Raw genomic sequence first — 22,523 nt, 5'->3', positions numbered from 1 at the left:
AGATAAAAATATCGCTCAATATCCGTTCCTATCGCAACCGGCGAGACCGCCCTTCCATGCGATGGAGAACCCCAATGCCTGCAGTTGCTACCGGCGCCGCCGTGCGCCCTGCCTCCCGCACCCTCGACGCCAAGCGCGCCACCCATGATGGCTATATCTGGCCGCGCGCCCGCCACCACATGACCGACGGCGTCGCCATCCGCGACCGGATGGCCGAGGATGCCCGCGCCTTCGAGGAGCTGCGCGGCGATTTCGAAGGCATCACCGAGCGTTATTTCTGGTCGAAGGGCTGGACGCCCGAGCAGGTCGAGCAGCACGGCGCCGCCGTGATCGAGGAAGTCACCTCCACCCCCATCAGCCGTACCAGCCCGCTCTTTCCCGGCGAGCGCCCCCGCGCGGCCTGAGCCCAGGCCGATGCACCAGACGGCCTATGAGATCGCGCTCTATGTCGTGCTCAAAGGCAGCGACGACATGGAGCGCCTGCGCAGCACCCTGCGCCGCGCCACCTTCACCAGCGACGAGATCGAACAGCACCTGCCGGCCGCCCTCGCCGCTGCCCCCTCCCTCAAGGCGAGGATGAACCGGCCGTGAATGTACCTGCCCCCCCTGCCTCCACACCAACTCGCCGTCGCCACCGGGTCTTGAGCGACCTCGTCAAAACGCTGGAAAGCGTGAAGGACGATATCGAAGGCTTCCTCGACGATCCCCAGGCAGGTCCCGTCCTGCTGGAGGAGGCCGAAGATGAAGACATCTTCGAAGAGCTGACATCGCGCAACGTCGAGTTCTGCGCCTGGGACGACGATGGCGATGTGATCGCCGGCAAAGAGCCCAGCCTGATTACGCTCCTCAGCGACGACGCTTCTGAAGATCCAGAACTGTTTGAAGCCGTCGCCCGCCTGCGGCGCGGCGATCTCTTCGAAGCCCTCATTCACCTTGAACGCGCGATCCCGGCCCTCGACGGGCTGCACGATGCCGTTCGCAAGCTCCAAAGGTAACCTTCAATGACCGACGCAACCTCCGTCGCCGCCGATCAGCTGAAATCCATCATCGAGCGCATCGAGCGCCTCGAGGAGGACAAGAAGGCCATCGGCGATGACATCAAGGAAGTCTATGGCGAGGCCAAGGCCAACGGCTTCGACACCGCCGCCCTTCGCAAGATCGTCTCGCTCCGCAAGAAGCCCGCTTCCGAGCGCGCCGAGGAAGATGCCATCCTCGAACTCTACCTCCAAGCCCTCGGCATGGAGTGATCGATGACCAGGCTCGTCGAATTTTTCAGGACGGAAGATGGCGAGCCCTGGGGCTTGTTCGTCTACGGCCATGTCGACCCGATCTCCGTAGCCAATGATCTGCAGCTGGCTTTCGAACAGCATCGAAGCCTCGGCGAGGTCGACGAGGAATGGGCCGACTGGAGCGTCGACCCCGACAGCATCGGCAACGTCTGGATGTACCAGAGGGAAGACGCCCCCGAAGACGCCTCTTTCTATTGGTGCGAAACCGGCAAGGCCGGCGCCATCCCCGTCACAGGAATTCGCTTCTAATGCCAGCCACCATCACCATGGAGCGGGGAAGCCTTTGGGCTGCCCTGCAGGCGGTCTCACGCATCATCGACCGCAAGAACACCATCCCGATCCTCGGCAACGTGCTGATCGTCGCCGACACCGGCTCCGTCACGCTCACCTCGACCAATCTCGACATGCGGATCGAGGCGACGGTGCCGGCCGATGGCGAGGCCTTCGCGCTCACGGTGCCGGCCGGCGCCATAAGCGACATCGTGCGCAAGTTCGACGATGGCGCGCAGGTCAGCATGACGGCCGAGGATACCCGCGTCATCGTCCGCTCCGGCCGCAGCCGCTTCACGTTGCTGACACTGCCGGCGCTCGACTATCCCACCATGCAGCCGCAGGAATGGCGCCGCGAATTCACCATACCGGCCGCCGCGCTGCAGCAACTGCTGACGACGGTCGATTTCGCGATTTCGACCGAGGAGACGCGATACTACCTCAATGGCATTTACCTGCACGCCGTTGACGATGCCGGCACAGCCGTGCTGCGCGCCGTCGCGACCGACGGGCACCGCCTGGCGCGCGATCAGGTCGAGGCTCCGGCCGATGCCACCGGCATGCCGGGCATCATCGTTCCCACCGGCTTCGTCGGCGAGGCATCCCGATTCCTGTCGTCGCTCAAGACGGCCGGCGAGGTGAAGCTGGAGATCGCCGAGACGATGATCCGGCTCTCGGCCGCAAACACCGTCCTGCAGTCCAAGCTAGTCGACGGCACGTTTCCCGACTATGCCCGCGTCATCCCGCGCGACAACGGCCTGACGCTCGCTGCGGCGCGCGCCGAATTGGCGGCCGCCGTCGATCGGGTCTCCGCCATCGGTTCCACAGCCAAGAGCCGCGAGATCGAACTGGCGCTGGAAGCAGACAAGGTGAGCCTCTCGTGCCGCTCTATCGACGTCGGCGATGGAGGCGATGAACTCGACGCCAGCTTCGACGGCCCCGAGCCGATGAAGATCTACGTCAATTCGCGCTACCTGCTCGACATCCTCGCCCACTGCCCCGGCGACCAGGTGCTGATGCGCGTCAGCGATCCGATGTCCCCCTTCCTGTTCGAGCCCTCGGCCGGCGCCGCCGCGCAGTTCGTGCTCATGCCGATGAGGAAGACCAATGCCTAACAGCTATATCGTCCAGGCGGTCGGATCGACCGTCATGCTCACCGTCACGGCGCCCGGGCCGGCCTGGCCGCCAAAGTACGAGCAGTTTTACCTCTCCGTCGCCCAGGCTCGCGACGTCGCCGCCGACATGATCGAGGCCGCCGAAAAAGCAAGCGCCAGCCCCGATCGCGCCGCCACGCTGCGCAGCGAGATTACCCGCCTCGTCGCCGAGTTGAACCAACTCGAAGGCGAGAACAGCCGAACCTACGTGGTGGGCCTCGACCTCCCGAAGGAGCACTGAAATGCCGAACGCCCTCACCCTTGGCGCCCTCCGTGCTGCCAACATCGCCCGCAATGTCGAATGGGATATTGGCGGAGAAAAGCTGTCGGCCACCTTCCGTACTACGGAGCTTGCCGGCGAAGTCGGCGAGATCTGCAACGTCGTCAAGAAGCTGGAGCGCGAACGCATCGGCGTCAGGGGCTCGCGCGACACGATCGAACACCTGGCCGAGGAGATCGCCGACGGCATCATCACCCTTGACCTTGTCGCCATGCACTACGGCATCGATGCCGAGCGGGCGGTGATCGGCAAGTTTAACCGGACATCGGAAGCGAACGGGCTGCAGACCCGATTGTCATCCTGGCCGGTCGCCGGCCAATGGCAGAACTTTATCAAGCCGGTAATCGATCAACTTCGACTGTCGGCCGCTACCGGCCTGACTGCGACCTACTCCCCCGACAACACGCTGGCCCTCATTGCCCTCCTCCAAGCGATGGCAGCGCAGATTGACGATCCGAAGATCGAGACCATGACGGTCGAGCAGTTGCTGGCAGGCGCATTCCCGCCTGGCTTCCTCTCAAGTTCCGGAAGCGGGCCCACATGACCTCGCGCCGCGACCGCATCCGCGAGAAGATCCTGGCCCGCACGGTCGAGGTGCCGCCGCCGCCCGGGCTCGGCCTCACCACGCCCTGCAGACTCTGGACGGGCCCGACCTCCGGCGACAGCGGCCGCGGCGCCGGCTATGGCCGCATGAGCCTGGATGGCGGAACGGTCGCGCCGCATATCGCCTACTTCGTCGTTGAACACGGGCCAATACCGCCGCGAAAGCAGCTCGACCATCTCTGCCGGCGACGCCTCTGCGTCGTCCATACCGAGATGGTGACTCACAAGCTCAATCAGAAACGCCGCGACGCCGCCAGGCGCGCGATCACCTGCGAAGCTGTGAAGGCGGCCTGAAATGCGCAAAACGCTCGATCCAAAAGCTCTCGCCGACAAATACATCGCAAGGGATGGTGGCGCGCCGCAGCAGCCTCTCAAGACGATCAATCGACCGATGGATGATCAGGCCAGCCACGACATCCTTTGCGTTGCGTCATTTTTGCTCTGGCAGGACACGGGGACGATGCGAGGCGGGTATCGTGCGGCAGAAGCGTATGACGCGTTCTGTCGCCGGCTCAACCTAAATCCCGCACGGCTTAGAGCCATCGTTAAGGGGGCCTAACGCTATGTCCGCGCCCCGCACCCTTCCCGCCGAATTCCCCACCAACTGGCCGGCCGTGCTTCGCGCCGAACAGGCTGCCGGCTATCTCGGTTTCCACGACACGGCCGAGCTGCGCCGCGGCGTCGTGAAGGGTGTCGCGCCGCGACCGCATGACCGTCGCGGCCGCGCGCCGCTCTGGTACCGCAGCCTCTGCGACGACTGGCTTGCCAAGCGCGGCGGCCCGGCCAATCATAAGGCAACGATCGATGTCGCGGACCTTATCTGACGTGCCCAAACAATCGAAGACGGCGCTGCCGAAATATGTCCGCGCCAGGCGCATGAAGAACGGCGCCCTGAGCTATTATTTCGAGGTACCCAGCTGGGCGCGGCAACCGGCCGCCGACGATCCGCGCGGCCCCTGCAAGCTCGACAATGAAACCCTGCCTTCGGTTTTCGCCGCGATGCGCGAGCGTGCCGCCCTGCTGATCGCCGCCTTCGATTCCTGGCGGACGCAGGGCGCCGCCGATATCGTGCCAGCACGAGCGGAGCGGGGAACGTTCGATTGGATGGTGGCCGACTACAAGGCGAGCGACAAATACACAGGGCTTTCCCGATCGCAGAAGGAAAATCACGAATACGGCTTCGGCCTGGTTGGAAACTACGTGCTGAAGGACGGCCGCCGCCTCGGCGCGCTCCCCCTTGCCGATATCCACACCGGCGTGACCGAGCGCCTTCATGAGGCTCTGCTCTATGTCGAAGTCCTTGATGACGACGGCAAGCCAGTGGTCGACGAGAAAGGCGCGCCCGTCAAACGCGAGCGTCGCACGACCATCAACCACGCCATGAAATCCTGCCGACGCGCCTGGTTTGTCGCCCATCGGCGCAACCCGAAGATTGTCCCGGCCGCCAATCCCTTCTCGAAGATGGGATTGAAGGAAAAGCACGAGGCGACGCCGACAGCGACCTATGACGAGTACCGGGCGTTCGTCGACTATTGCGACAGCGTCGGCAGCCATTCGATCGCCACGGCCGCGATGATCGCCTGGGAATGGTGGCAACGCATGGACGACATCATGATGCGCCTCACCCGCGACGACTACCGGCCGAAGAACCGGCCCGGGCACGCGCAGGTGGTTCACAACAAGACGAACGAACTCGTCTGGATCCCCCTGTTCGACAGCAAGGGCGCGCCCCTCTATCCTGAGCTGATGGCCCGAATGGATCGCATGGTCGCCGACCGAATCGGCGGCGGCCCGCTGATCCTGCGCGACAAGATCGACCCCAGGCTCAAGGCGCATCGCCCATGGGTGATCAACGACCGGATCGATGACTTCCGCAAGCACGTGAAGAAGCTGATCCTGGCCGCCGGCCTGCGCGAGGAACTGTCCTTCCGCTCCTTCCGCCATGGCGGCCTGACCGAGGGCGGCGATGCCGAGCTGACCGACGCGGAGATCCGCGCCCAGTCGCGCCAGAAGTCCAACGTGCTGCCGACCTATGTGAAGGCGACCGAAAAACAGCTGATCAAGGTCGCCCAAAAGCGGCGGGCAACCCGCAAGGATGGCTGAGCGAGGCGGCCGTAGAGGCTTCCCTGCACCACTTTTGACGGCCAAAAGCCACTAAACTTCAGGAACAAAAATAGACGTTTTGTCGGATTTCTAACCGCCCGATCCGACAAAACGGCATCGGCGAAAATCAAAACACCTCATAAACTATTGATTTTTAAGGCGTTTTTGGTGCCGGTTGCGGGACTTGAACTCGCGACCTACCGCTTACAAGGCGGTTGCTCTACCAGCTGAGCTAAACCGGCGTCGGTTTTGGGGTAGCAATTCGGGCCTCTTCGCGCAAGTTTCCTGTGCAACGAAAGTTGGTGTAACATTTGTTACGCTCCACTCGATGGTGGTGCGTTTCGATTGTGAGGGTCCAGCTGCAACAGTTTGGTGGGAACTCAACGCCGATGATCAGTGTCTTCGACATCTTCAAGATCGGCATCGGCCCCTCGTCTTCGCACACTGTCGGCCCCATGCGTGCCGCCAATCGCTTCGTGCAGTCGCTCCGCAAGCAGGGCCATTTCATCCACACCCACCGGATTGAAACCGTGCTTTACGGCTCGCTGGCCTGGACCGGTCACGGGCATGCCAGCGATATCGCCGTGATCCTGGGCCTCGCCGGCGAGGAACCGGAAACCGTCGATCCAGAGACCGTCGCCGCGATCGTCGAAGACGCCACCAGCAAGGGCATGCTCGCCCTCGGCGGCCGCCGGGCCATGAGCTTCGAGCACAACCGCGACATCGTCTTCGATCGCAAGACGCAACCCAAGGGCCATCCCAACACCCTGTCCTTCACGGCCTGGAACGAGGGCGGCACTGCCCTCGCCACGGAATTCTACTATTCCATCGGCGGCGGCTTCGTGCTGGCCGAGGGGGAAAGCGCAGCGACGCTGGCGACGGTGGACGTTCCCTACCCTTTCGGCAGCAGCGCCGACCTGTTGCGCCTTGGTGTCGAGCACAATCTGAGCATCGGCGGCATCGTGCTCGCCAATGAAATGGCGAGCCAGCCCGAAGCCACCATCCGCGAGCGGCTCGCCGGCATCCGGTCCGTCATGAATGCCGCCATCGACCGCGGCATGAGCCAGGAGGGCGAATTGCCGGGCGGACTGCGGGTAAAGCGCCGCGCCAAGGCGTTGCACGATCGCCTGCTCACCGATATCGGCCGCAATGTCCGCGCGCCGCACGAGGTGATGGACTGGGTTTCCCTCTTCGCGATCGCCGTGAACGAAGAAAATGCTGCCGGCGGGCGGGTGGTGACGGCGCCCACCAACGGCGCTGCCGGCATCGTACCGGCGGTACTGCGCTACTATCGGGATTTCTGCGACTATTCGGAGGCCGGCGCCGACGAGTTCCTGCTCACGGCCGCCGCAATCGGCATGTTGTTCAAGATGAACGCCTCGATCTCGGGCGCCGAGGTCGGCTGCCAGGGCGAGGTCGGGGTCGCGGCCTCGATGGCGGCGGGCGGGCTTGCCGCCGCGCTCGGCGGCAATATCGCCCAGGTCGAGAACGCGGCCGAGATCGGCATGGAGCATCATCTCGGTATGACCTGCGATCCGATCGGCGGCCTGGTGCAGATTCCCTGCATCGAACGCAATGCCTTCGGGGCCAACAAGGCGATCGCCGCCGCCTCCCTCGCCTTGCGTGGCGACGGCACCCACAAGGTCAGCCTCGACCAGGTGATCACCACCATGCGCGTCACCGGCGCGGACATGCAGTCCAAATACAAGGAAACCTCGCAGGGGGGCCTCGCCGTCAATGCGGTGGAGTGCTGACGCCTATCGACTCGCTTCCTGGGGTCGGCTCCGAACCAGGCGCAATCGATGCCCCGTGACGGCGATGACAAAGACTTGCGCCGCTTCGATGCAAGCTCAATAAGGCTGCGACCTTCCTTGTCCGCCAATTATGTTTGAGCCAATGACCGACCTTGCAGGCCAGATCCTCATTCTCACCGGCCCTCCGGGTTCGGGAAAGACCACGACGGCACAAGCCCTTGCGTCCGAACCAGGCGCGCCGGCCGTGCATCTGCACGCCGACGATTTCTGGCATTTCATCAAGAATGGCGCGATCGCGCCCTATCTGGCTGAAGCCCATCATCAGAATATGGTGGTAATCGACGTTCTGGTCAGTGCAGTGCAAGCCTATGCTCGTGGTGGCTATTTCGTGATCCTGGACGGCATTGTCGGTCCCTGGTTCCTGGCGCCGTTCAGGGCGCTCGCCTTGCCGGTCCACTATGTGGTGCTGCGCCCGCTCCTGGCAGCTGCGATCGAGCGCTGCCGCCTGCGCGGCGGCGACACCCTGAGCGACCCCGAGCCGATCACCGCGCTGCACCGGCAATTCTCCGATCTGGGTGCGCTCGAGCGCCATGTCATCGCGACGGAAGGGCAGGATCGTGCCGCCATGCTGGCGGCCGTCCGCGAGGCCGTTGCCGGCGGGAGGTTCCGGCTGGCGTCCTGAGGCGCCTGAGAAAGTGTCCTGCGGGGCGAAGTGAGGCAAGCGTGCATTTTCTTGCAATCGCGCCCTTCCTCACCATGATTTTGACGTGAGAATCGGTCAATCGACGGCTTCTACATCCTGGCCGTGCCTAAATTCCGGCCGTCAACCTTCGCTACACTCTTGTGGTGCATGGTCTTTTGCTGCAAAACGCAGCGCCTCCCCCGCCGTGCACAGCGGCCAGACGCAACAGGGCAACCGAACACTTCATGGCTTCCGACAATCGGGCTTCGAAAATTCGTATCGCTCTCGACGCGATGGGGGGCGATCACGGCCCCACGGTCGTGATTCCGGCCGCCGAGCTGGCGCTGACCCGCCATCCCGACCTGAGCTTCTCCTTCTATGGCGATGAAGCCGCCATCGCCCCGCTGCTGGCCGCCCGCCCGCGCCTTCAGGCCGTTTCCAGCGTCCATCACACCGATGTCGCCATCCGCATGGACGACAAGCCTAGCCACGCCCTGCGCTATGGCCGCAAGAAATCCTCGATGTGGCTGGCGATCGATGCCATCAACAAGGATGAAGCCGATGCGACCGTCTCGGCCGGCAACACCGGCGCGCTGATGGCGATGGCACGCTTCTGCCTGCGCACGCTCGCCGAGATCGACCGTCCCGCCATCGCCGCGCTGTGGCCGACCCTGCGGGGCGAATCGATCGTGCTCGACGTCGGGGCCTCCATCGGCGCCGATTCCAACGCCCTGATCGACATGGCGGTGATGGGCGCGGCCATGGCCCGTATCGTGCTGGGCGTGGAGCGCCCCACCGTCGGCCTGCTCAATGTCGGTGTCGAGGAGGTCAAGGGTCTCGAAATGGTGCGCGAGGCCGGCCGCATCCTGCGTGAGACCAGCCTGCCTGACCTGACCTATCATGGTTTCGTCGAGGGCGACGACCTCGGCAAGGGCACCGTCGACGTGGTGGTGACCGAAGGTTTTGCCGGCAATATCGCGCTCAAGACCGCCGAAGGCACGGCCAAGCAGATCGCCTCCTATCTGCGTTCGGCGATGTCGCGTACCCTGATGGCGCGCATCGGCTATCTCTTCGCCCGCGGTGCCTTCCAGGCCCTGCGCGAAAAGCTCGATCCCAACCGTGTCAATGGCGGCGTCTTCCTCGGCCTCAACGGCATCGTGATCAAGAGCCATGGCGGCGCCAATGCCGAAGGCTACGCTGCCGCCATCGATCTGGCCTATGATATGGTGAAACAAGAACTCATGACGAAAATCACCGAAAGCCTGAGCTTCGACCACCGCGCCGTGATGGCCGCCGCCAGCAATCCGGACGCTGCATAATGGCGACAATCCGTTCTGTTATCCGGGGCATCGGCTCCTATCTGCCCGAGAAACGCGTCACCAATGACGAGTTGTCCAAGCTCGTCGACACCTCCGACGAGTGGATCGTGCAGCGCACCGGCATCCGCGCCCGCCACCAGGCCGCAGAGGGTGAATTCACCTCGCATCTCGCCACCAAGGCGGCCGAGCGCGCTTTGGCCGATGCCGGCCTGAAGGGCTCCGATATCGACCTGATCGTGCTGGCGACCTCGACGCCCGACAACACCTTCCCAGCTACGGCCACCACCGTGCAGGCCAATATCGGCATGACAGGCGGCGCTGCCTTCGACGTGCAGGCCGTGTGCACCGGCTTCGTCTACGGGCTTTCCATCGCCGACAATTTCCTGCGCTCGGGCTCGGCCAAGCATGCGCTCGTCATCGGCGCCGAGACCTATTCGCGTATTCTGGACTGGTCGGATCGTACCACCTGCGTGCTGTTCGGCGATGGTGCCGGCGCCGTGGTGGTGGAAGCCACCATGAATGACGGTTCGATCCACGATCAGGGCGTGCTGGCCACCAAGCTGCGCTCGGACGGGCGGCACAAATCGAAGCTCTTCGTCGATGGCGGCGCCTCCACCACGGGCACGGTCGGCAAACTGCGCATGGACGGCAAGGAAGTCTTCAAGCTTGCCGTCGGCATGGTGCCGCAGATCATCATCGACACCATGGACGATCTCGGCCTGCCCTATGACGCGGTGGATTGGTTCGTGCCGCACCAGGCCAATGCCCGCATCATCCACGCTACGGCCGAAAAGCTTGGCCTGCCGCCGGAGAAGGTGGTGCTCACCGTTGCCGAGCATGCCAACACCTCCTCGGCCTCGATTCCCCTGGCGCTCGACACGGCAGTCAAGGACGGGCGCATCAAGCGAGGGGACCTTGTCCTGCTGGAGGCCATGGGCGGCGGCTTCACCTGGGGCGCGGCCCTGATCCGCTGGTAGTCTGACGAATTTGACGGTTACCGAACCGAGGTCGAAGCGAACACCGGTTTCGATTGGTGGTTGACCTTGACCGATTTCGTCAATAGCTTCGCGTTTTCAGTGACATAGAGTCGGGACTTCAGTGCCGGCCCTGCTGGGATGATTTGCGGGGCGGATTCGTGGCGGGACAGGCTTCCCGCCGTTCCGGGCTGCATCGAACGGATAACAGACAGGTGGCCTCTTCACGGAGCCTGTCCAACGTGGGGCATGAAAGCGATGGCGGGAAATACCGTCACAAGAGCAGATCTTTGCGAAGCGGTTTACCAGAAAGTAGGCCTGTCGCGGACCGAGTCGTCGGAACTGGTCGAGATGGTCCTGCATGAAATCTCGAGCTGCCTCGAACGGGGCGAGACGGTGAAGCTGTCGTCCTTCGGCTCCTTCGTCGTGCGCTCCAAGGGCGAGCGTATCGGCCGCAACCCCAAGACCGGCAAGGAAGTGCCGATCTCCCCGCGCCGTGTCATGGTCTTCAAGCCTTCCAACATTCTCAAGGCCCAGATCAATGGCGAGAATGTCGATGGCGTCACCGACGACTAGTCGGGCATTGGCCTCGGCCAGCCAAATCAATAATGGACTAATCAGTCCTGTTTTCTGCGAGATGGGAAATTCCGGTCTGCCGGCGCTGGCCGCCCGCATGGCGAGGCATCCCTGAAGCGGCCCGCAGCGACAGCCGTCATCGCCTGTCGGCAATGGGCATCTCTTTCCTCCTCAAACGGTTTCAAACTACCATCCGATGAAGTTTTGGGTTGGAAACAAGTGATAAACGCTTGTCTTTCATCACAGAATCGGACGAGTGATAGGGGAAAGGCACGATTCGCCGCTTTCCGCTCGGGAGTCCGGCAGCATGGAAAAAGCACCTGACGCGTTCCGCACCATCAGCGAGGTCGCCGAGGATCTCGACCTGCCCCAGCACGTCCTGCGCTTCTGGGAAACCCGCTTCAGCCAGATCAAGCCGCTGAAGCGCGGTGGTGGGCGTCGCTATTATCGCCCTGACGACATCGATCTGCTCAAGGGCATTCGCTACTATCTCTATGGCGAAGGCTACACCATCAAGGGCGTGCAGCGCATCCTCAAGGAGCGTGGCAACCGGCATGTGATCGAGATCGGCCGCGCGCAGAATGAGGATTATGTACCACCCGTCGCGGTGATCCCGCGGGCGGACGAGGAAGAGCGCCGCCGTGAGCGGGCCGAATGGCCGGAGGCGGAGGCTCCTGCACCGGGTGATCCGGCCGGGGACTATGACGAGCGCGATGATCGGATCGAGCCCGTCTTCGACGAAGAGTCCGAAGCTTACGAGCCGCCGCCAGTCCAGGCCTCGCTGCCGCTGTCATCCCTCGCGGGACCGCCCATGCGCAGCGAGCCGCGCCCCGCGCCGCCTCCGGTCGCGCAGGCTGAAAGCGGCAGTGGATTGTCGCTGGGCGACGAGCGTCGCCGACGGCTGCAGACGGTGCTGCTGGAACTCGGCGAGTGCAAGCATATCCTGGAAGCTGCCCGCGGCTGAGAAGCCGAAGCGTCACAGCAGGTGCCACATCCGCCTCTTGGAGGCGCGGCATAGGCGGCATAAGAAGGAGCCGACGGGACGTCCGCGGCGCCAGCCGCTGCGTCATAACAAGAAGGCTTCGAGGAATTGGCTGACGCAACTTCGCCCGCGGTCCACAGCGCGAACACTCCCTATGACGCGGTCATCATCGGCGGTGGCCATAACGGCCTGACCTGCGCCTATTACCTCGCGCGAGCTGGCCGGCGGGTCAAGGTGCTGGAGCGCCGTTCCGTCGTCGGCGGCGCCGCAGTGACGGAGGAGTTCCATCCGGGTTTCCGCAATTCCATGGCCTCCTACACGGTGAGCCTGCTCAATCCCAAGGTCATCCGGGACATGGAGCTGGAGCGTCACGGCCTCAAGGTAGTCGAGCGCCAGGCCTCCAATTTCTTCCCCTTCCCCGACGGACGCTACATCCTCTCCGGCGAAGGCCGCACCCAGAGCGAGATCGCCAAGTTCAGCCAGAAGGATGCCGCCCGCTTCCCGGCCTATTGCGACGAGATCGACACCATTGCCGACGTGCTGCGCGACCTCATTTTGGAGACGCCGCCCAACATCTCCGACGACGGCTGGTTCGGCTCGCTGCCGGAATTGCTGCGCGCCGGCAAGCTGGGGCATCGGCTGTCCAAGCTCGACATGCATCATCGCCGCGTGCTGCTCGACCTCTTCACCAAATCGGCGAGCGACTATCTCGACGGCTGGTTCGAAAGCCCGGAAGCCAAGGTCTTGTTCGGCTTCGATTCCATCGTCGGCTCCTATGCCGCCCCCTCGACGCCGGGCTCGGCCTATGTGCTGCTGCACCACGTCTTCGGTGAGGTGAACGGCAAGAAGGGCGCCTGGGGCCATGCCGTCGGCGGCATGGGCGCCATCACCCAGGCCATGGCCAAGGCTGCCCGCGAGGCCGGTGCGGAAATCGAGACGGAGGCCCCGGTCCGCCGGCTCATCATAGAGAAAGGCGTCACAGCCGGCGTCGAACTGGAGGATGGCCGGGTCATCCGGGCCAAGGCCGTGGCGGCCAATATCGGCCCGCGCCTGCTCTTCGACAAGATCGTGCCCGAGGAAGCCGTGCCGGCCGATTTCCTGCAGCGCATCCGCCGCTTCAAATGCGGCTCGGGCGTGCTGCGCATGAATGTCGCGCTCTCCGAATTACCCAGCTTTACTGCCCTACCCGGCAAGGAACAGGGCGTCCACCACACCGCCGGAATCATCATCGGGCCTAGCCTCGATTATATGGAAGATGCCTTCCTGGAGGCCCGCCGCCTCGGCTGGAGCCGGCAGCCCATCGTCGAGATGCTAATCCCCTCAACGCTCGACGACACGCTCGCGCCCAAGGGCCAGCACGTCGCCAGCCTGTTCTGCCAATATGTGGCACCGTATCTGCCGAACGGCGGGAGCTGGGATGCCCATCGTGAGGAAGTCGCCGACCTGATGATCGACACGGTGGAGCGCTACGCTCCTGGCTTCAAGCAGAGCGTGCTCGGGCGCCAGGTGCTGACGCCCCTCGACCTCGAACGCGTGTTCGGCCTTGTCGGCGGCGACATCTTCCACGGCACCCTGTCGCTCGACCAATTGTTCTCGGCCCGGCCGATGCTCGGCTACGGCGATTACCGCACGCCGATAAAGGGGCTCTATATCTGCGGCTCCGGCACCCATCCCGGCGGCGGCGTCACCGGCGCCCCCGGCCACAACGCCGCCCGCGAAATGCTCTGCGACCGGGTGTAGTCCACCGTCATCCCGCGCGCGGTGCAGCACGAAGTGGTGCGCCGCAGACGCGGGACCGCAATGAGAACGAGATCCATTCCTTGGGCGATCCCGGATCTGCGCTGCACCACTTCGTGCTGCTGCGCGTCCGGGATGACCGCTACCTCACAGCAACTCCTCGATGGCGATCGGGAATTTCCTCACGCGCTTGCCGGTTGCGTGCCAGATGGCATTGGCCACCGCGCCCGCCGTACCGGTGATGCCGATTTCGCCGACGCCCTTGATGCCGAGCGCGTTCACATGGGGGTCGTGCTCCTCGACCAGGATGGCCTCCAGCGAGGGGACGTCGGCATTGACGGGCACGTGATATTCGGCGAGATCCGCATTCATGATCCGGCCCGAGCGATGGTCGACAACCGCATGCTCGTGCAGGGCGAAGGACACGCCCCAGATCATGCCGCCCAGATACTGGCTGCGCACCAGATGCGGGTTGACGATCCGCCCCGCCGCAAAGGCGCCGACGAGCCGGCTGACACGCACCTGCCCAAGATCGGGATCGACCTTGACCTCGGCAAAGACCGCGCCATGGGCATGCATGGCATAGCTTGCCTGCGATGCCGGATCGGCGCTGCCGCGTCCCCTGGCCTCGACCTCTGCCAGGCCGGCCCGGCCGAGAATCTCGGCATAGCTCTCGCTGCGGCTTTCGTCGTCCCGGCGGAAGAGCCGGCCCTCGCGGGCGATCACGCCGGCATTGCCCGCACCGAACAGCGGCGAGCGCTCGTCGCCTACGGCCAGTTCCGCCAGCTTGGCGATCACCGCCGCGCCGGCTTCGTGGATGGCCGCGCCAGCCGTGGCGGTATGCGCCGAGCCGCCGGCGATACCGGCATCCGGCAGGTCGGAGGTACCCGCCCGGAATTCCACCTGCTCGATATCGAGGCCCAGGCCGTCGGCAGCGATCTGGGCGAGAGCCGTCCAGGCCCCCTGCCCCATGTCATGCGCACCGGTTTCCATCAGACCGGAACCGTCTCGCCGAATCACGGCCCGCGCCTCGGCCTGGAACATCAGGGCCGGAAAGATGGCGGTGCCCATGCCCCAGCCGACGAGAAAGCCTGCCTCGTCGCGCATCTGGCGGGGACTCAGCGGCCGGCCGGCCCAGCCGAAGCGCTTGGCGCCTTCGGCATAGCATTCACGCAGGGCCTTGGAGGAGAAGGGTTTGCCGGTGGTCGGCTCGATCTCCGCATAGTTCCTGAGTCGGAATTCCAGCGGATCGATGCCGCTTGCCCAGGCCGCTTCGTCCATCGCGCTTTCCAGGGCAATGGAACCAGTGGCCTCGCCGGGCGCCCGCATGAACAGCGGGGTTCCCGTATCGGTGCGCACGGCGTCATAGGTGGTGGCGATGGCGGGGCTGGCATAGAGCGCATGCGAAGCGCCGGCAGCAGGCTCGAAGAAATCGTCGAAGGTGGACGATGCCGTGCGCGCGTGATGAACGAGCGCCGTCAGTGCCCCGTCTCCGGCAACCCCGAGCCGCAAGGTCTGGCGGGTCGGAGCGCGATGGCCCACGGGCCCATACATCTGGTCGCGCCTGACCACGAGCTTCACTGGCCGTCCGACGAGGCGGGCCGCCATGATGCCCAGGATCTGCGGCCCGGCAACGAGACCCTTGCAGCCGAAGCCGCCGCCGAGAAACGGGCTGCGGATGTGGATCTTGTCGGGTGCGATGCCGAAGAGACCGGCAATGCGGCCCTGCGCCATCGCCATGCCCTGGCTGGGCGTGTCGATCGACAGGCTGTCGCCCTGCCAATGCGCGACGATGGCGTGCGGCTCGATCGGGTTGTGATACTGGGCGGGCGTCTCATACACCGCCTCGATCTTCCTGTCCGCCCCGGCGAAGCCGGCCTCGATGTCGCCATGCACGGCTTGCGACGGATTGCCGACGCCAACGGCCGGCGGCACGAAGCTGTCCCCATCGAGGCCGATCCGCGCTGTCTCGGCCTCGTAGCGCGGCGCCAGCAGCGCGGCCCCTTCCGTCGCAGCCTCCAGCGACTGCGCGATCACCACGGCGATCGGCTGGCCGGCATAGCGCACGCGATCGTTCTGCAGCACGTCGAGCCGGAACATGAAGGGATGATCCTTGGCATCCGGATCCTGCGCCAAGGCCGGCTTGTGGTCCGGCGTCATCACCTCCACCACGCCCGGATGGGCCTTGGCCGCTTGGACATCGAGGGAAGAAACCCGGCCGCGGGCAATCTGCGCAACCGCCATCACGGCATAGAGCATGCCGGCGGGATGGTTGTCAGCCGCATAGCGCGCAGCTCCGGTGACCTTGAGGACGCCGTCCCGGCGCGTCAGGGGCTGGCCGATATTGGAACCGTGCCGGACATGCGCCGGAGCCTGGTTCGGCTTGAGGTCGGGCGTAATGAGTTCAGGCATCTCGACGGGCTCCGGGGAGGGTTGAGAAAGGGGAACCTGGCAGAGCGGGGATACGATCCGGCGTGCCGGTAGCCGCTTCGGCCAGGGCGCGCACGAGCGTGCGGCGCGCCAGTTCGATCTTGAATTCATTGTCGCCGGAGGGCTTCGCCTCGGCGAGAGCCACCTGCGCGGCGCGCTGGAAGACGGCTTCGTCCGGGGTGGCGCCGGCCAGAACCGCCTCCGCTTCGAGCGGCCGCCAAGGCTTGGCCGCGACGCCGCCCAGCGCCAGCCGTGCCTCATCGATCACCCCATCCCTGAGACGCAGGGCAGCGGCCACCGATACTACGGCAAAGGCATAGGATGTCCGCTCGCGAACCTTGAGATAGCGGGCATGAGCGGCAAAGCCGGCGGCGTCGGCGGGCAATCGCACCGCCACGATCAGGTCGCCCGGCTCGAGGGCCGTATCCTGCTCCGGCGTATCTCCCGGCAGGCGATGCAACTCGCCCAGCGGGATCTCGCGCCGCCCTGCCCTGCCCTCGATTTCCACCGTGGCGCCGAAAGCCGCCAGCGGCACGCAGAAATCCGAAGGGTGGGTGGCGATGCAGGCTTCGCTCCAGCCCAATATCGCATGCAGGCGGTTCTCGCCGCCGCGGGCATCGCAGCCCGAGCCTGGTGCACGCTTGTTGCAGGCGCCGGCAACGTCGAAGAAATAGGCGCAGCGCGTACGCTGCATCAGATTGCCGCCGACAGTCGCCGCGTTGCGCAACTGGCCCGATGCCCCGGACAGCAGCGCCTCCGCGACAGCAGGATAGGTTCTTGCGAAAGCCGGGTCATGGGCAAGGTCGGCATTGCGCACGAGTGCACCGATCCTGACGCCCCCATCGGGCAGCCAGTCGATCGCGCCGAGATCCGGCAGTCGGGTGACGTCAACGAGCCGGTCGGGACTGACAACGTTTGTCTTCATCAGGTCGAGGAGATTGGTGCCGGCGGCCAGAAAGGCAGAACCGGGCTGGGATGCCGCCGCGACCGCCTCCGCAATCGTCGACGGTCTCACATAATCGAAGCTCTTCATGCCGATTTCCTCCGTCCGCCCTCGGCGAGGACATGGTGAGCCTCCAGCACCGCTTCGGTGATGCCGGCATAGGCCGAGCAGCGGCACAGATTGCCGCTCATGCCTTCTCGAATGCGCTCGGGATCGTCCCCGGCCTGGCCTTCGCGGATCAGGCCGATGGCACTCATGATCTGGCCGGGTGTGCAGAAGCCGCATTGGAACCCATCATGGGCGATGAAGGCCGCCTGCATGGGGTGAAGATGCTCGCCCTGGGCGACGCCCTCGATGGTTTCGATCTCCGCGCCATCATGGCTGACGGCAAGCGCCAGGCAGGAATTGATGCGGCGGCCATCCACCAGGACGGTGCAGGCGCCACATTGACCACGGTCGCACCCCTTCTTGGTACCGGTGAGATCGAGGCGTTCCCGCAGGAGGTCGAGAAGCGTCACCCTCGGATCGTCGAGTTCGACGTGACGTTGCTCACCGTTGACGGTGAGGCTGATGGAGAAAGTCATGCACTGCTCCAATCGACTGATTTTTGGACGGTCCAGGCTGCCGAGGCCAAGGCGCCTTAGAGGGAGGCCGATTCTCTCGGATCGGAGGCGCTTGTCTCTTCAGAGACTCTGGAGGAGCACGATCCAGGCGGGTCGAACTCCAGGCTTCAGGCCGCGAGACACAATCTGGGCGGCCGGATGCAAACGGGCTGCCCAAGGGAATCGGGCATCGATTTGATTGGAGAGCATCTGTCTGATTTGATGCTCATGCAGTATTTATACGGAGGGTCCCTCCGTTTTGCAAGGGGCAGGCTGGCTGAATTCAGATGGTGGAGCAAACCGAGAAAACAAGACGCAAGCCGCGCGCCGATGCGATCCGCAATCGGGAACGGCTGCTGGCGGCTGCCAAGACCGTTTTCAGCAGAGGCGGCTCCGAAGCGAGTCTGGAGGCGGTCGCAAGGCAGGCGGAAGTCGGCATCGGCACGCTCTACCGCCACTTCCCCACCCGCGAATCACTATTCGAGGCGGTCTATCGGCAGGAAGTGGATCATCTCAGCGAATTGGCGGAGCAGCTGAAGGACGATGCAGAGCCGGTCGATGCGGTCCGCCGCTGGCTGCATGCCAATGTCCAGCTGGTCGCGACCAAGAAAGGCATGCTGACGGCATTGGCACTCGCTGCCTACGCCCCGTCCGAACTCTATGCCTATTCCTTCGATCGCCTGACCACGGCGCTTGGCATCCTGCTGAACCGGGCCGTCGCCGCCGGACAGATGCGGGCGGACGTGACGCCGGAAGATCTGCTGCGGGCCCTGGTGGGCATGTGCTACATGCGCGACCATCCCGGCTGGCTGGAAGCCGTGCAGCGGCTCGTCGACGTTTTCGTCGACGGCCTGTGTGTCGGGGCCGCGAAGGCGGGTTGAGCGCCCCGTCGGCTGGCCTTCTTGTGCATCAGCCTGTTTTCCGGATCCGCACCGGCACGGATTTGTAGGAAGGGGTCCCGCTTTCCTCATCCTTGTAGTCGAGGGGCACCAACCCATTGGCTTCGGGATAATAGGCCGCGACCGAGCCACGCGCGATATCATAGGCAATGGCGGTAAGCTTGAGTCGTCGCGGCTCGCCCGATGGCAGCGCCGTCTCGATCTCGACGAGATCGCCATGCTCCAGTCCCAGCCGGGACAGATCCGCCGCATTCACGAACAACACGTCACGACGGCCGAACACGCCGCGATAGCGATCATTCAAGCCGTAGATCGTGGTGTTGTACTGATCATGGCTGCGGATGGTCGCCAGCTTGAGCACGTCGGCGTCGGCGCTGGCTGTATCCTCTTCCAGCCCCTTGAAGGACAGGAACTCGGCCTTGCCCGATGGGGTCGGCCAGATGCGCTCGGTCGGCGGCAAGGGCAGGCGGAAGCCACCGGGGATGCGGATACGCTGGTTATAATCCTTGAAGTCCGGCAGGACATTCTCGATCGCATCGCGGATGAGATCGTAATCGGCCACCATCTCGGCCCAGTAGACCTTGCTGTCGGGCAGCGTCGCCATGGCGATGCCGGCGACGATGGCCGTCTCGGAGCGCAGATATTCGGAGGCCGGTGGCAGCTTGCCGCGCGAGGCATGCACCATCGACATCGAATCCTCCACCGTCACGGCCTGGGCCCCGCTCGCCTGCATGTCGCGCTCGGTCCGCCCCAATACCGGCAGGATGAGTGACTGCTTGCCGATGAGAAGCTGCGAGCGGTTCAGCTTGGTGTCGAGATGCACCGTCAGGTCGAGCTTGCGCATGGCGGCATGGCTGCGCTCGGGATCCGGCATGGCGACCGCGAAATTGCCGCCCAGGCAGATCAGGATCTTCGAGCTGCCTGCGTCGATCGCCTCCATGGCGGCCACCGCGTCATGGCCGTGATGACTTGGCGGCTTGAAGCCGAAAGTACGCTCGATACCCTCGAACAAGGGAGCATTGGGCCTTTCGGTGATGCCGACCGTACGGTTGCCCTGCACGTTGGAATGGCCGCGCAGGGGGCAGATGCCGGCCCCCGGCTTGCCGAAATTGCCTTTCAGCAGCAGGAGATTGGCGATCTGCTGCACATTGGCAGTGCCCCGATTGTGCTGCGTGATGCCCATGCCATAGGCGACGATGGTGGCGTTCGAACGGGCATAGGCCGTCGCGACCTCGCCGAGCTGGGCCTTGCTGAAGCCGCTGATGGCCTCAATGGCCTGCCAGGACGTCGCAGCGAGGTCGGCAGCGAACTCGGCAAAGCCACGTGTGTGATTGGCGATGAAATCGTGGTCGAGGACTTTGTTGTCCGATGCTTCGTCCATCTCGACCAGGGCCTTCATGACGCCCTTGAGGGCAGCGGCATCCGCGCCGACCTTGACCTGATAATAGGACGAGGCGATCCGCGTGGAACCGAAGGTCCCCATCTCGACAGGGTTCTGGGGGTCGGCGAAGCGCTCGAGCGCCCGTTCCTTCAGCGGATTGAACACGATGATCGGCACGCCGCGGCGCGAGCATTCATGCAGCGTGCCCATCATGCGCGGATGGTTGGTGCCCGGATTGTGGCCCAGCGAGAGGATCAGCTCGCAATGGTCGAAATCCTCCAGCGAGACGGTGCCCTTGCCGATGCCGATCGATTGCGGCAGGCCGACGCTGGTCGCCTCGTGGCACATGTTGGAGCAATCGGGAAAATTATTGCTGCCATATTCGCGGGCAAAGAGCTGGAACAGGAAGGCCGCCTCATTAGAGGCCCGGCCAGAGGTGTAGAACTCGGCCATGTTTGGATCGGGCAGGCTGCGCAAGGCGGCGGCGATCCGCGCGAAGGCATCGTCCCATTCGATCGGCTGATAGGTATCCGTCTCCGAATCATAGGCCATCGGATGGGTGAGGCGGCCCTCGTTCTCGAGGTGATAGTCGCTCCAGCCCAGGAGCTCGGTCACGGTGTGATCGGCGAAGAATTCCGGCGTGACGCGTTTGCTCGTCGCCTCCCAGGTCACCGCCTTGGCACCGTTCTCGCAAAACTGGAAGGTCGAGCGGTGCTCCTTGTCCGGCCAGGCACAGCCCGGACAGTCGAAACCGTCCGGCTGGTTCATCCGCAGGAAGGTCAGCGGCGCCTCGAGCACTTCCATCTGCGTGCGCACGGCCGCTGCCGTCGCCTTGAGGGCACCCCAGCCGCCGGCGGGGCTGTCATAGGCTCTGATCCCGGGAACGTCGCGCTTGCGGGCCATATATCCCTCCGCTCCTCTGAGTCTCGTTGGATCGTCGCGGGTCGCGGCCAACCCGGCCGCCCTCGCATATCGAGGAGCATACCGGGTTGTTTCGGCTCAACCCCAATCCAGCTTGCGCGTTCTCCCCATCCTGTCAACCGACATGAAAGACGCGGTCGGAAAGGTAGGCAGAGAGCCTGCGTCAGGGGAAATTGCCGCCTCTCAGATCAAGGGCGCGTAGTCGACAGCCTGCATGGCGCGATCTTCGATCACGCCGACCATCTTGCCGTCACGGGCCACGGTTTCGTCCTTGATGCGTTGCCATTCCTGATCGGCCATGAAGCGATCCCAGCTTGCTTTCATGGTCTCGGCATCCGGCCAGCGCAGCAGATAGACGAATTCCGTCCTCTCCGGCGTGGTCGTCTCCCATAGCGAAGCGAAATCAAAGCCATAGGTCTTCATGATACGGACGGCATGGTCACGAAAGCGAGCATGGAAAGCTGCCTTGTTGTGCTCGAATATTTCATAGATGCGCAATTGATAGATCATTGATTTCCTGCTCCTTCGGGCATGGCTGGAGCCGGTATGCCGAGCAAAGGCCGCCGTCATGGCAGCCGCTGCACATTTCAGGACATCGCGTCGGTCCGTGGTCTGAAGGTTCATGGCAACCGCTCCCGCTCAGCTCGGAAGCGATTTTGATCACCCAACGATCATTGTAAAATATATTATAGATAATCGATTGATAGTTATCACATATCAAGCGTACTCAACCGGCTGACGATTTCGATGAAGCTGTCGCGGATCGGCGAGGCGATATCGGCGCGCCAGCCGAGAACCATGTCCATGTGGCTCAATTCATCCGGTGCGGTGGTGACGATCGGACAAAAGGCCACGCCCTTGCGGTTCTCCTGGGTGGCCGAGGCCGGTACCAGCGCCACTCCGAGGCCGCCTGCCACCAGGCCGACGACGGTCTGCATCTCGCAGGCCTCCTGGGTGATGCGCGGCTCGAAGCCTGCATGGCGGCATAGGGCGATCAACTGGTCATGGAAGCTCACTCCCTCGTCGCGAGGAGTCATGATGAAATCCTCCCTGGCCAGTTGCTCGAGCCTTATCGCTGTACCGGCTGCGAGGGGATGATCGTCGGGTAAGGCCGCCAGGACCGGCTCACGCTCGATCCGCTCGAAGCGAATATCGGCTGCCGGTACGCCCGGCCAGCGCATGAAGCCGATATCGGCCTGTTTGCCTCGCAGGGCCTCGATCTGCTTGGCCGTGGTCGCCTCGCGCAGAACCAGTTCCACCTCCGGGAAACGGGAGCGGAAGGTTCGCAGTGCCAGTGGAACCAGATCGCGGCGGGCCGTGCCGACAAAGGTGATGGCAAGCCGACCCGCCAGTCCCGCCTCGATCCGGCGTGCGCGCAGGGCTCCCTGCTCCAGGGTTGCCAGGCAGGCTTTCGCCGTCTCCAGAAACGCGGCCCCGGCATCGGTCAAGGCGACATGACGATTGCTGCGTGTGAACAGGCGGGCGCCGACCTTCTCCTCGAGCTTGCGCACGGCCTGGCTGAGCGGCGGCTGGGCCATATGCAGGCGCTCGGCCGCGCGATGGAAATGCAGTTCCTCGGCGAGGACGACGAACTGGTGCAGGAGGCGCGTCTCGATCATCGGTC

At 64.3% G+C, this 22,523-nt stretch carries 26 protein-coding genes and 1 tRNA gene; 20 read left to right on the top strand and 7 right to left on the bottom strand.

Going from position 1 to position 22,523, the window contains the following annotated elements:
• The first annotated feature begins 74 nt into the window (after positions 1-74).
• Genes QM672_RS07555 through QM672_RS07500 form a run of 12 tightly spaced genes read left to right on the top strand, consistent with a single transcriptional unit; the run spans position 75 to position 5,699 of the window.
• A complete protein-coding gene (locus tag QM672_RS07555) occupies positions 75-404 on the top strand; it encodes a hypothetical protein (RefSeq protein WP_415081651.1) in 330 nt (109 codons plus the stop codon).
• Positions 405-414: 10 nt separating this feature from the next.
• Positions 415-591 (top strand): hypothetical protein, encoded by a 177-nt coding sequence (locus tag QM672_RS07550; protein ID WP_415081649.1) that lies wholly within the window; start codon positions 415-417, stop codon positions 589-591.
• A 50-nt stretch (positions 592-641) separates the two neighbouring features.
• Positions 642-995 (top strand): hypothetical protein, encoded by a 354-nt coding sequence (locus QM672_RS07545; protein ID WP_415081647.1) that lies wholly within the window; start codon positions 642-644, stop codon positions 993-995.
• A 6-nt stretch (positions 996-1,001) separates the two neighbouring features.
• A complete protein-coding gene (locus QM672_RS07540) occupies positions 1,002-1,247 on the top strand; it encodes a DUF2312 domain-containing protein (RefSeq protein ID WP_415081645.1) in 246 nt (81 codons plus the stop codon).
• Between the two features lie 3 nt (positions 1,248-1,250).
• A complete protein-coding gene (locus tag QM672_RS07535; RefSeq protein WP_415081643.1) occupies positions 1,251-1,538 on the top strand; it encodes a hypothetical protein in 288 nt (95 codons plus the stop codon).
• Entirely contained in the window at positions 1,538-2,674 is a 1,137-nt protein-coding gene (gene dnaN / locus QM672_RS07530; RefSeq protein WP_415081641.1) for a DNA polymerase III subunit beta, read from the top strand. The genes QM672_RS07535 and dnaN overlap by 1 nt, the downstream gene beginning before the upstream one ends.
• The gene (locus tag QM672_RS07525) at positions 2,667-2,954 is read left to right on the top strand and encodes a hypothetical protein (RefSeq protein ID WP_415081639.1); all 288 of its coding nucleotides are present in this window, start codon (positions 2,667-2,669) and stop codon (positions 2,952-2,954) included. The genes dnaN and QM672_RS07525 overlap by 8 nt, the downstream gene beginning before the upstream one ends.
• A gap of 1 nt (position 2,955) precedes the next feature.
• The gene (locus QM672_RS07520) at positions 2,956-3,537 is read left to right on the top strand and encodes a MazG-like family protein (protein WP_415081637.1); all 582 of its coding nucleotides are present in this window, start codon (positions 2,956-2,958) and stop codon (positions 3,535-3,537) included.
• On the top strand, positions 3,534-3,890 hold the full coding sequence (locus QM672_RS07515; protein WP_415081635.1) for an HNH endonuclease: 357 nt from the start codon (positions 3,534-3,536) through the stop codon (positions 3,888-3,890). Before QM672_RS07520 ends, QM672_RS07515 begins: the two co-directional genes overlap by 4 nt.
• A 1-nt stretch (position 3,891) precedes the next feature.
• Complete coding sequence (locus tag QM672_RS07510) at positions 3,892-4,155, top strand: hypothetical protein (protein ID WP_415081633.1); 264 nt, start codon at positions 3,892-3,894, stop codon at positions 4,153-4,155.
• A 4-nt stretch (positions 4,156-4,159) separates the two neighbouring features.
• Complete coding sequence (locus tag QM672_RS07505) at positions 4,160-4,420, top strand: helix-turn-helix transcriptional regulator (RefSeq protein ID WP_415081631.1); 261 nt, start codon at positions 4,160-4,162, stop codon at positions 4,418-4,420.
• A 1-nt stretch (position 4,421) separates the two neighbouring features.
• The gene (locus QM672_RS07500; RefSeq protein WP_415081629.1) at positions 4,422-5,699 is read left to right on the top strand and encodes a hypothetical protein; all 1,278 of its coding nucleotides are present in this window, start codon (positions 4,422-4,424) and stop codon (positions 5,697-5,699) included.
• 166 nt (positions 5,700-5,865) lie between these two features.
• Here the strand turns inward: QM672_RS07500 and QM672_RS07495 are convergent.
• A tRNA-Thr gene (locus QM672_RS07495) sits at positions 5,866-5,941 on the bottom strand.
• Between the two features lie 147 nt (positions 5,942-6,088).
• On the opposite strand from QM672_RS07495, the gene QM672_RS07490 reads away from it, so the two are divergent.
• The 7 genes from QM672_RS07490 to QM672_RS07460 all read left to right on the top strand — a co-directional run bounded on the left by QM672_RS07490 (position 6,089) and on the right by QM672_RS07460 (position 13,726).
• Positions 6,089-7,453 (top strand): L-serine ammonia-lyase, encoded by a 1,365-nt coding sequence (locus tag QM672_RS07490; protein ID WP_415081627.1) that lies wholly within the window; start codon positions 6,089-6,091, stop codon positions 7,451-7,453.
• A gap of 142 nt (positions 7,454-7,595) precedes the next feature.
• The gene (locus QM672_RS07485) at positions 7,596-8,135 is read left to right on the top strand and encodes an AAA family ATPase (RefSeq protein WP_367623168.1); all 540 of its coding nucleotides are present in this window, start codon (positions 7,596-7,598) and stop codon (positions 8,133-8,135) included.
• 245 nt (positions 8,136-8,380) lie between these two features.
• Complete coding sequence (plsX, locus tag QM672_RS07480; RefSeq protein ID WP_311935449.1) at positions 8,381-9,454, top strand: phosphate acyltransferase PlsX; 1,074 nt, start codon at positions 8,381-8,383, stop codon at positions 9,452-9,454.
• Positions 9,454-10,431, top strand: a complete 978-nt coding sequence (locus tag QM672_RS07475) for a beta-ketoacyl-ACP synthase III (protein ID WP_415081624.1) — start codon at positions 9,454-9,456, stop codon at positions 10,429-10,431. Before plsX ends, QM672_RS07475 begins: the two co-directional genes overlap by 1 nt.
• Before the next feature lie 255 nt (positions 10,432-10,686).
• Positions 10,687-11,004, top strand: a complete 318-nt coding sequence (locus QM672_RS07470) for an integration host factor subunit alpha (protein ID WP_105862006.1) — start codon at positions 10,687-10,689, stop codon at positions 11,002-11,004.
• A gap of 307 nt (positions 11,005-11,311) precedes the next feature.
• Entirely contained in the window at positions 11,312-11,968 is a 657-nt protein-coding gene (locus QM672_RS07465) for a MerR family transcriptional regulator (protein ID WP_367623169.1), read from the top strand.
• A gap of 126 nt (positions 11,969-12,094) precedes the next feature.
• Positions 12,095-13,726: a phytoene desaturase family protein gene (locus QM672_RS07460; RefSeq protein ID WP_415081621.1), complete on the top strand. Its 1,632-nt coding sequence runs from the start codon at positions 12,095-12,097 to the stop codon at positions 13,724-13,726.
• A gap of 144 nt (positions 13,727-13,870) precedes the next feature.
• Here QM672_RS07460 and QM672_RS07455 read toward each other — a convergent pair whose 3' ends face one another.
• From QM672_RS07455 to QM672_RS07445, 3 genes are read right to left on the bottom strand one after another with little or no spacing between them, the layout of a single operon-like run.
• The gene (locus QM672_RS07455; RefSeq protein ID WP_415081619.1) at positions 13,871-16,135 is read right to left on the bottom strand and encodes a xanthine dehydrogenase family protein molybdopterin-binding subunit; all 2,265 of its coding nucleotides are present in this window, start codon (positions 16,133-16,135) and stop codon (positions 13,871-13,873) included.
• Positions 16,128-17,186, bottom strand: coding sequence for an FAD binding domain-containing protein (locus tag QM672_RS07450; protein WP_415081617.1), 1,059 nt, complete (start codon positions 17,184-17,186; stop codon positions 16,128-16,130). The genes QM672_RS07455 and QM672_RS07450 overlap by 8 nt, the downstream gene beginning before the upstream one ends.
• Positions 17,183-17,680: a (2Fe-2S)-binding protein gene (locus tag QM672_RS07445; RefSeq protein WP_311935463.1), complete on the bottom strand. Its 498-nt coding sequence runs from the start codon at positions 17,678-17,680 to the stop codon at positions 17,183-17,185. The genes QM672_RS07450 and QM672_RS07445 overlap by 4 nt, the downstream gene beginning before the upstream one ends.
• A 305-nt stretch (positions 17,681-17,985) precedes the next feature.
• On the opposite strand from QM672_RS07445, the gene QM672_RS07440 reads away from it, so the two are divergent.
• Positions 17,986-18,579, top strand: coding sequence for a TetR/AcrR family transcriptional regulator (locus tag QM672_RS07440; protein WP_415081614.1), 594 nt, complete (start codon positions 17,986-17,988; stop codon positions 18,577-18,579).
• A 28-nt stretch (positions 18,580-18,607) separates the two neighbouring features.
• Here the strand turns inward: QM672_RS07440 and QM672_RS07435 are convergent, their stop codons facing one another.
• From QM672_RS07435 to QM672_RS07425, 3 genes are all read right to left on the bottom strand, one after another.
• Positions 18,608-20,881, bottom strand: a complete 2,274-nt coding sequence (locus tag QM672_RS07435; protein WP_415081612.1) for an FdhF/YdeP family oxidoreductase — start codon at positions 20,879-20,881, stop codon at positions 18,608-18,610.
• 201 nt (positions 20,882-21,082) lie between these two features.
• Positions 21,083-21,409 (bottom strand): NIPSNAP family protein, encoded by a 327-nt coding sequence (locus QM672_RS07430; protein WP_367623175.1) that lies wholly within the window; start codon positions 21,407-21,409, stop codon positions 21,083-21,085.
• A gap of 200 nt (positions 21,410-21,609) precedes the next feature.
• On the bottom strand, positions 21,610-22,518 hold the full coding sequence (locus QM672_RS07425; protein ID WP_415081610.1) for a LysR family transcriptional regulator: 909 nt from the start codon (positions 22,516-22,518) through the stop codon (positions 21,610-21,612).
• Positions 22,519-22,523: the final 5 nt, after the last annotated feature.

Origin of the sequence: Labrys sp. (in: a-proteobacteria) (assembly GCF_047605565.1) — a bacterium.
Taxonomy (GTDB): domain Bacteria; phylum Pseudomonadota; class Alphaproteobacteria; order Rhizobiales; family Labraceae; genus Labrys; species Labrys neptuniae.
Note: the sequence above shows the minus strand (reverse complement) of the source record. Positions and strands in the feature narration are given on the sequence as shown.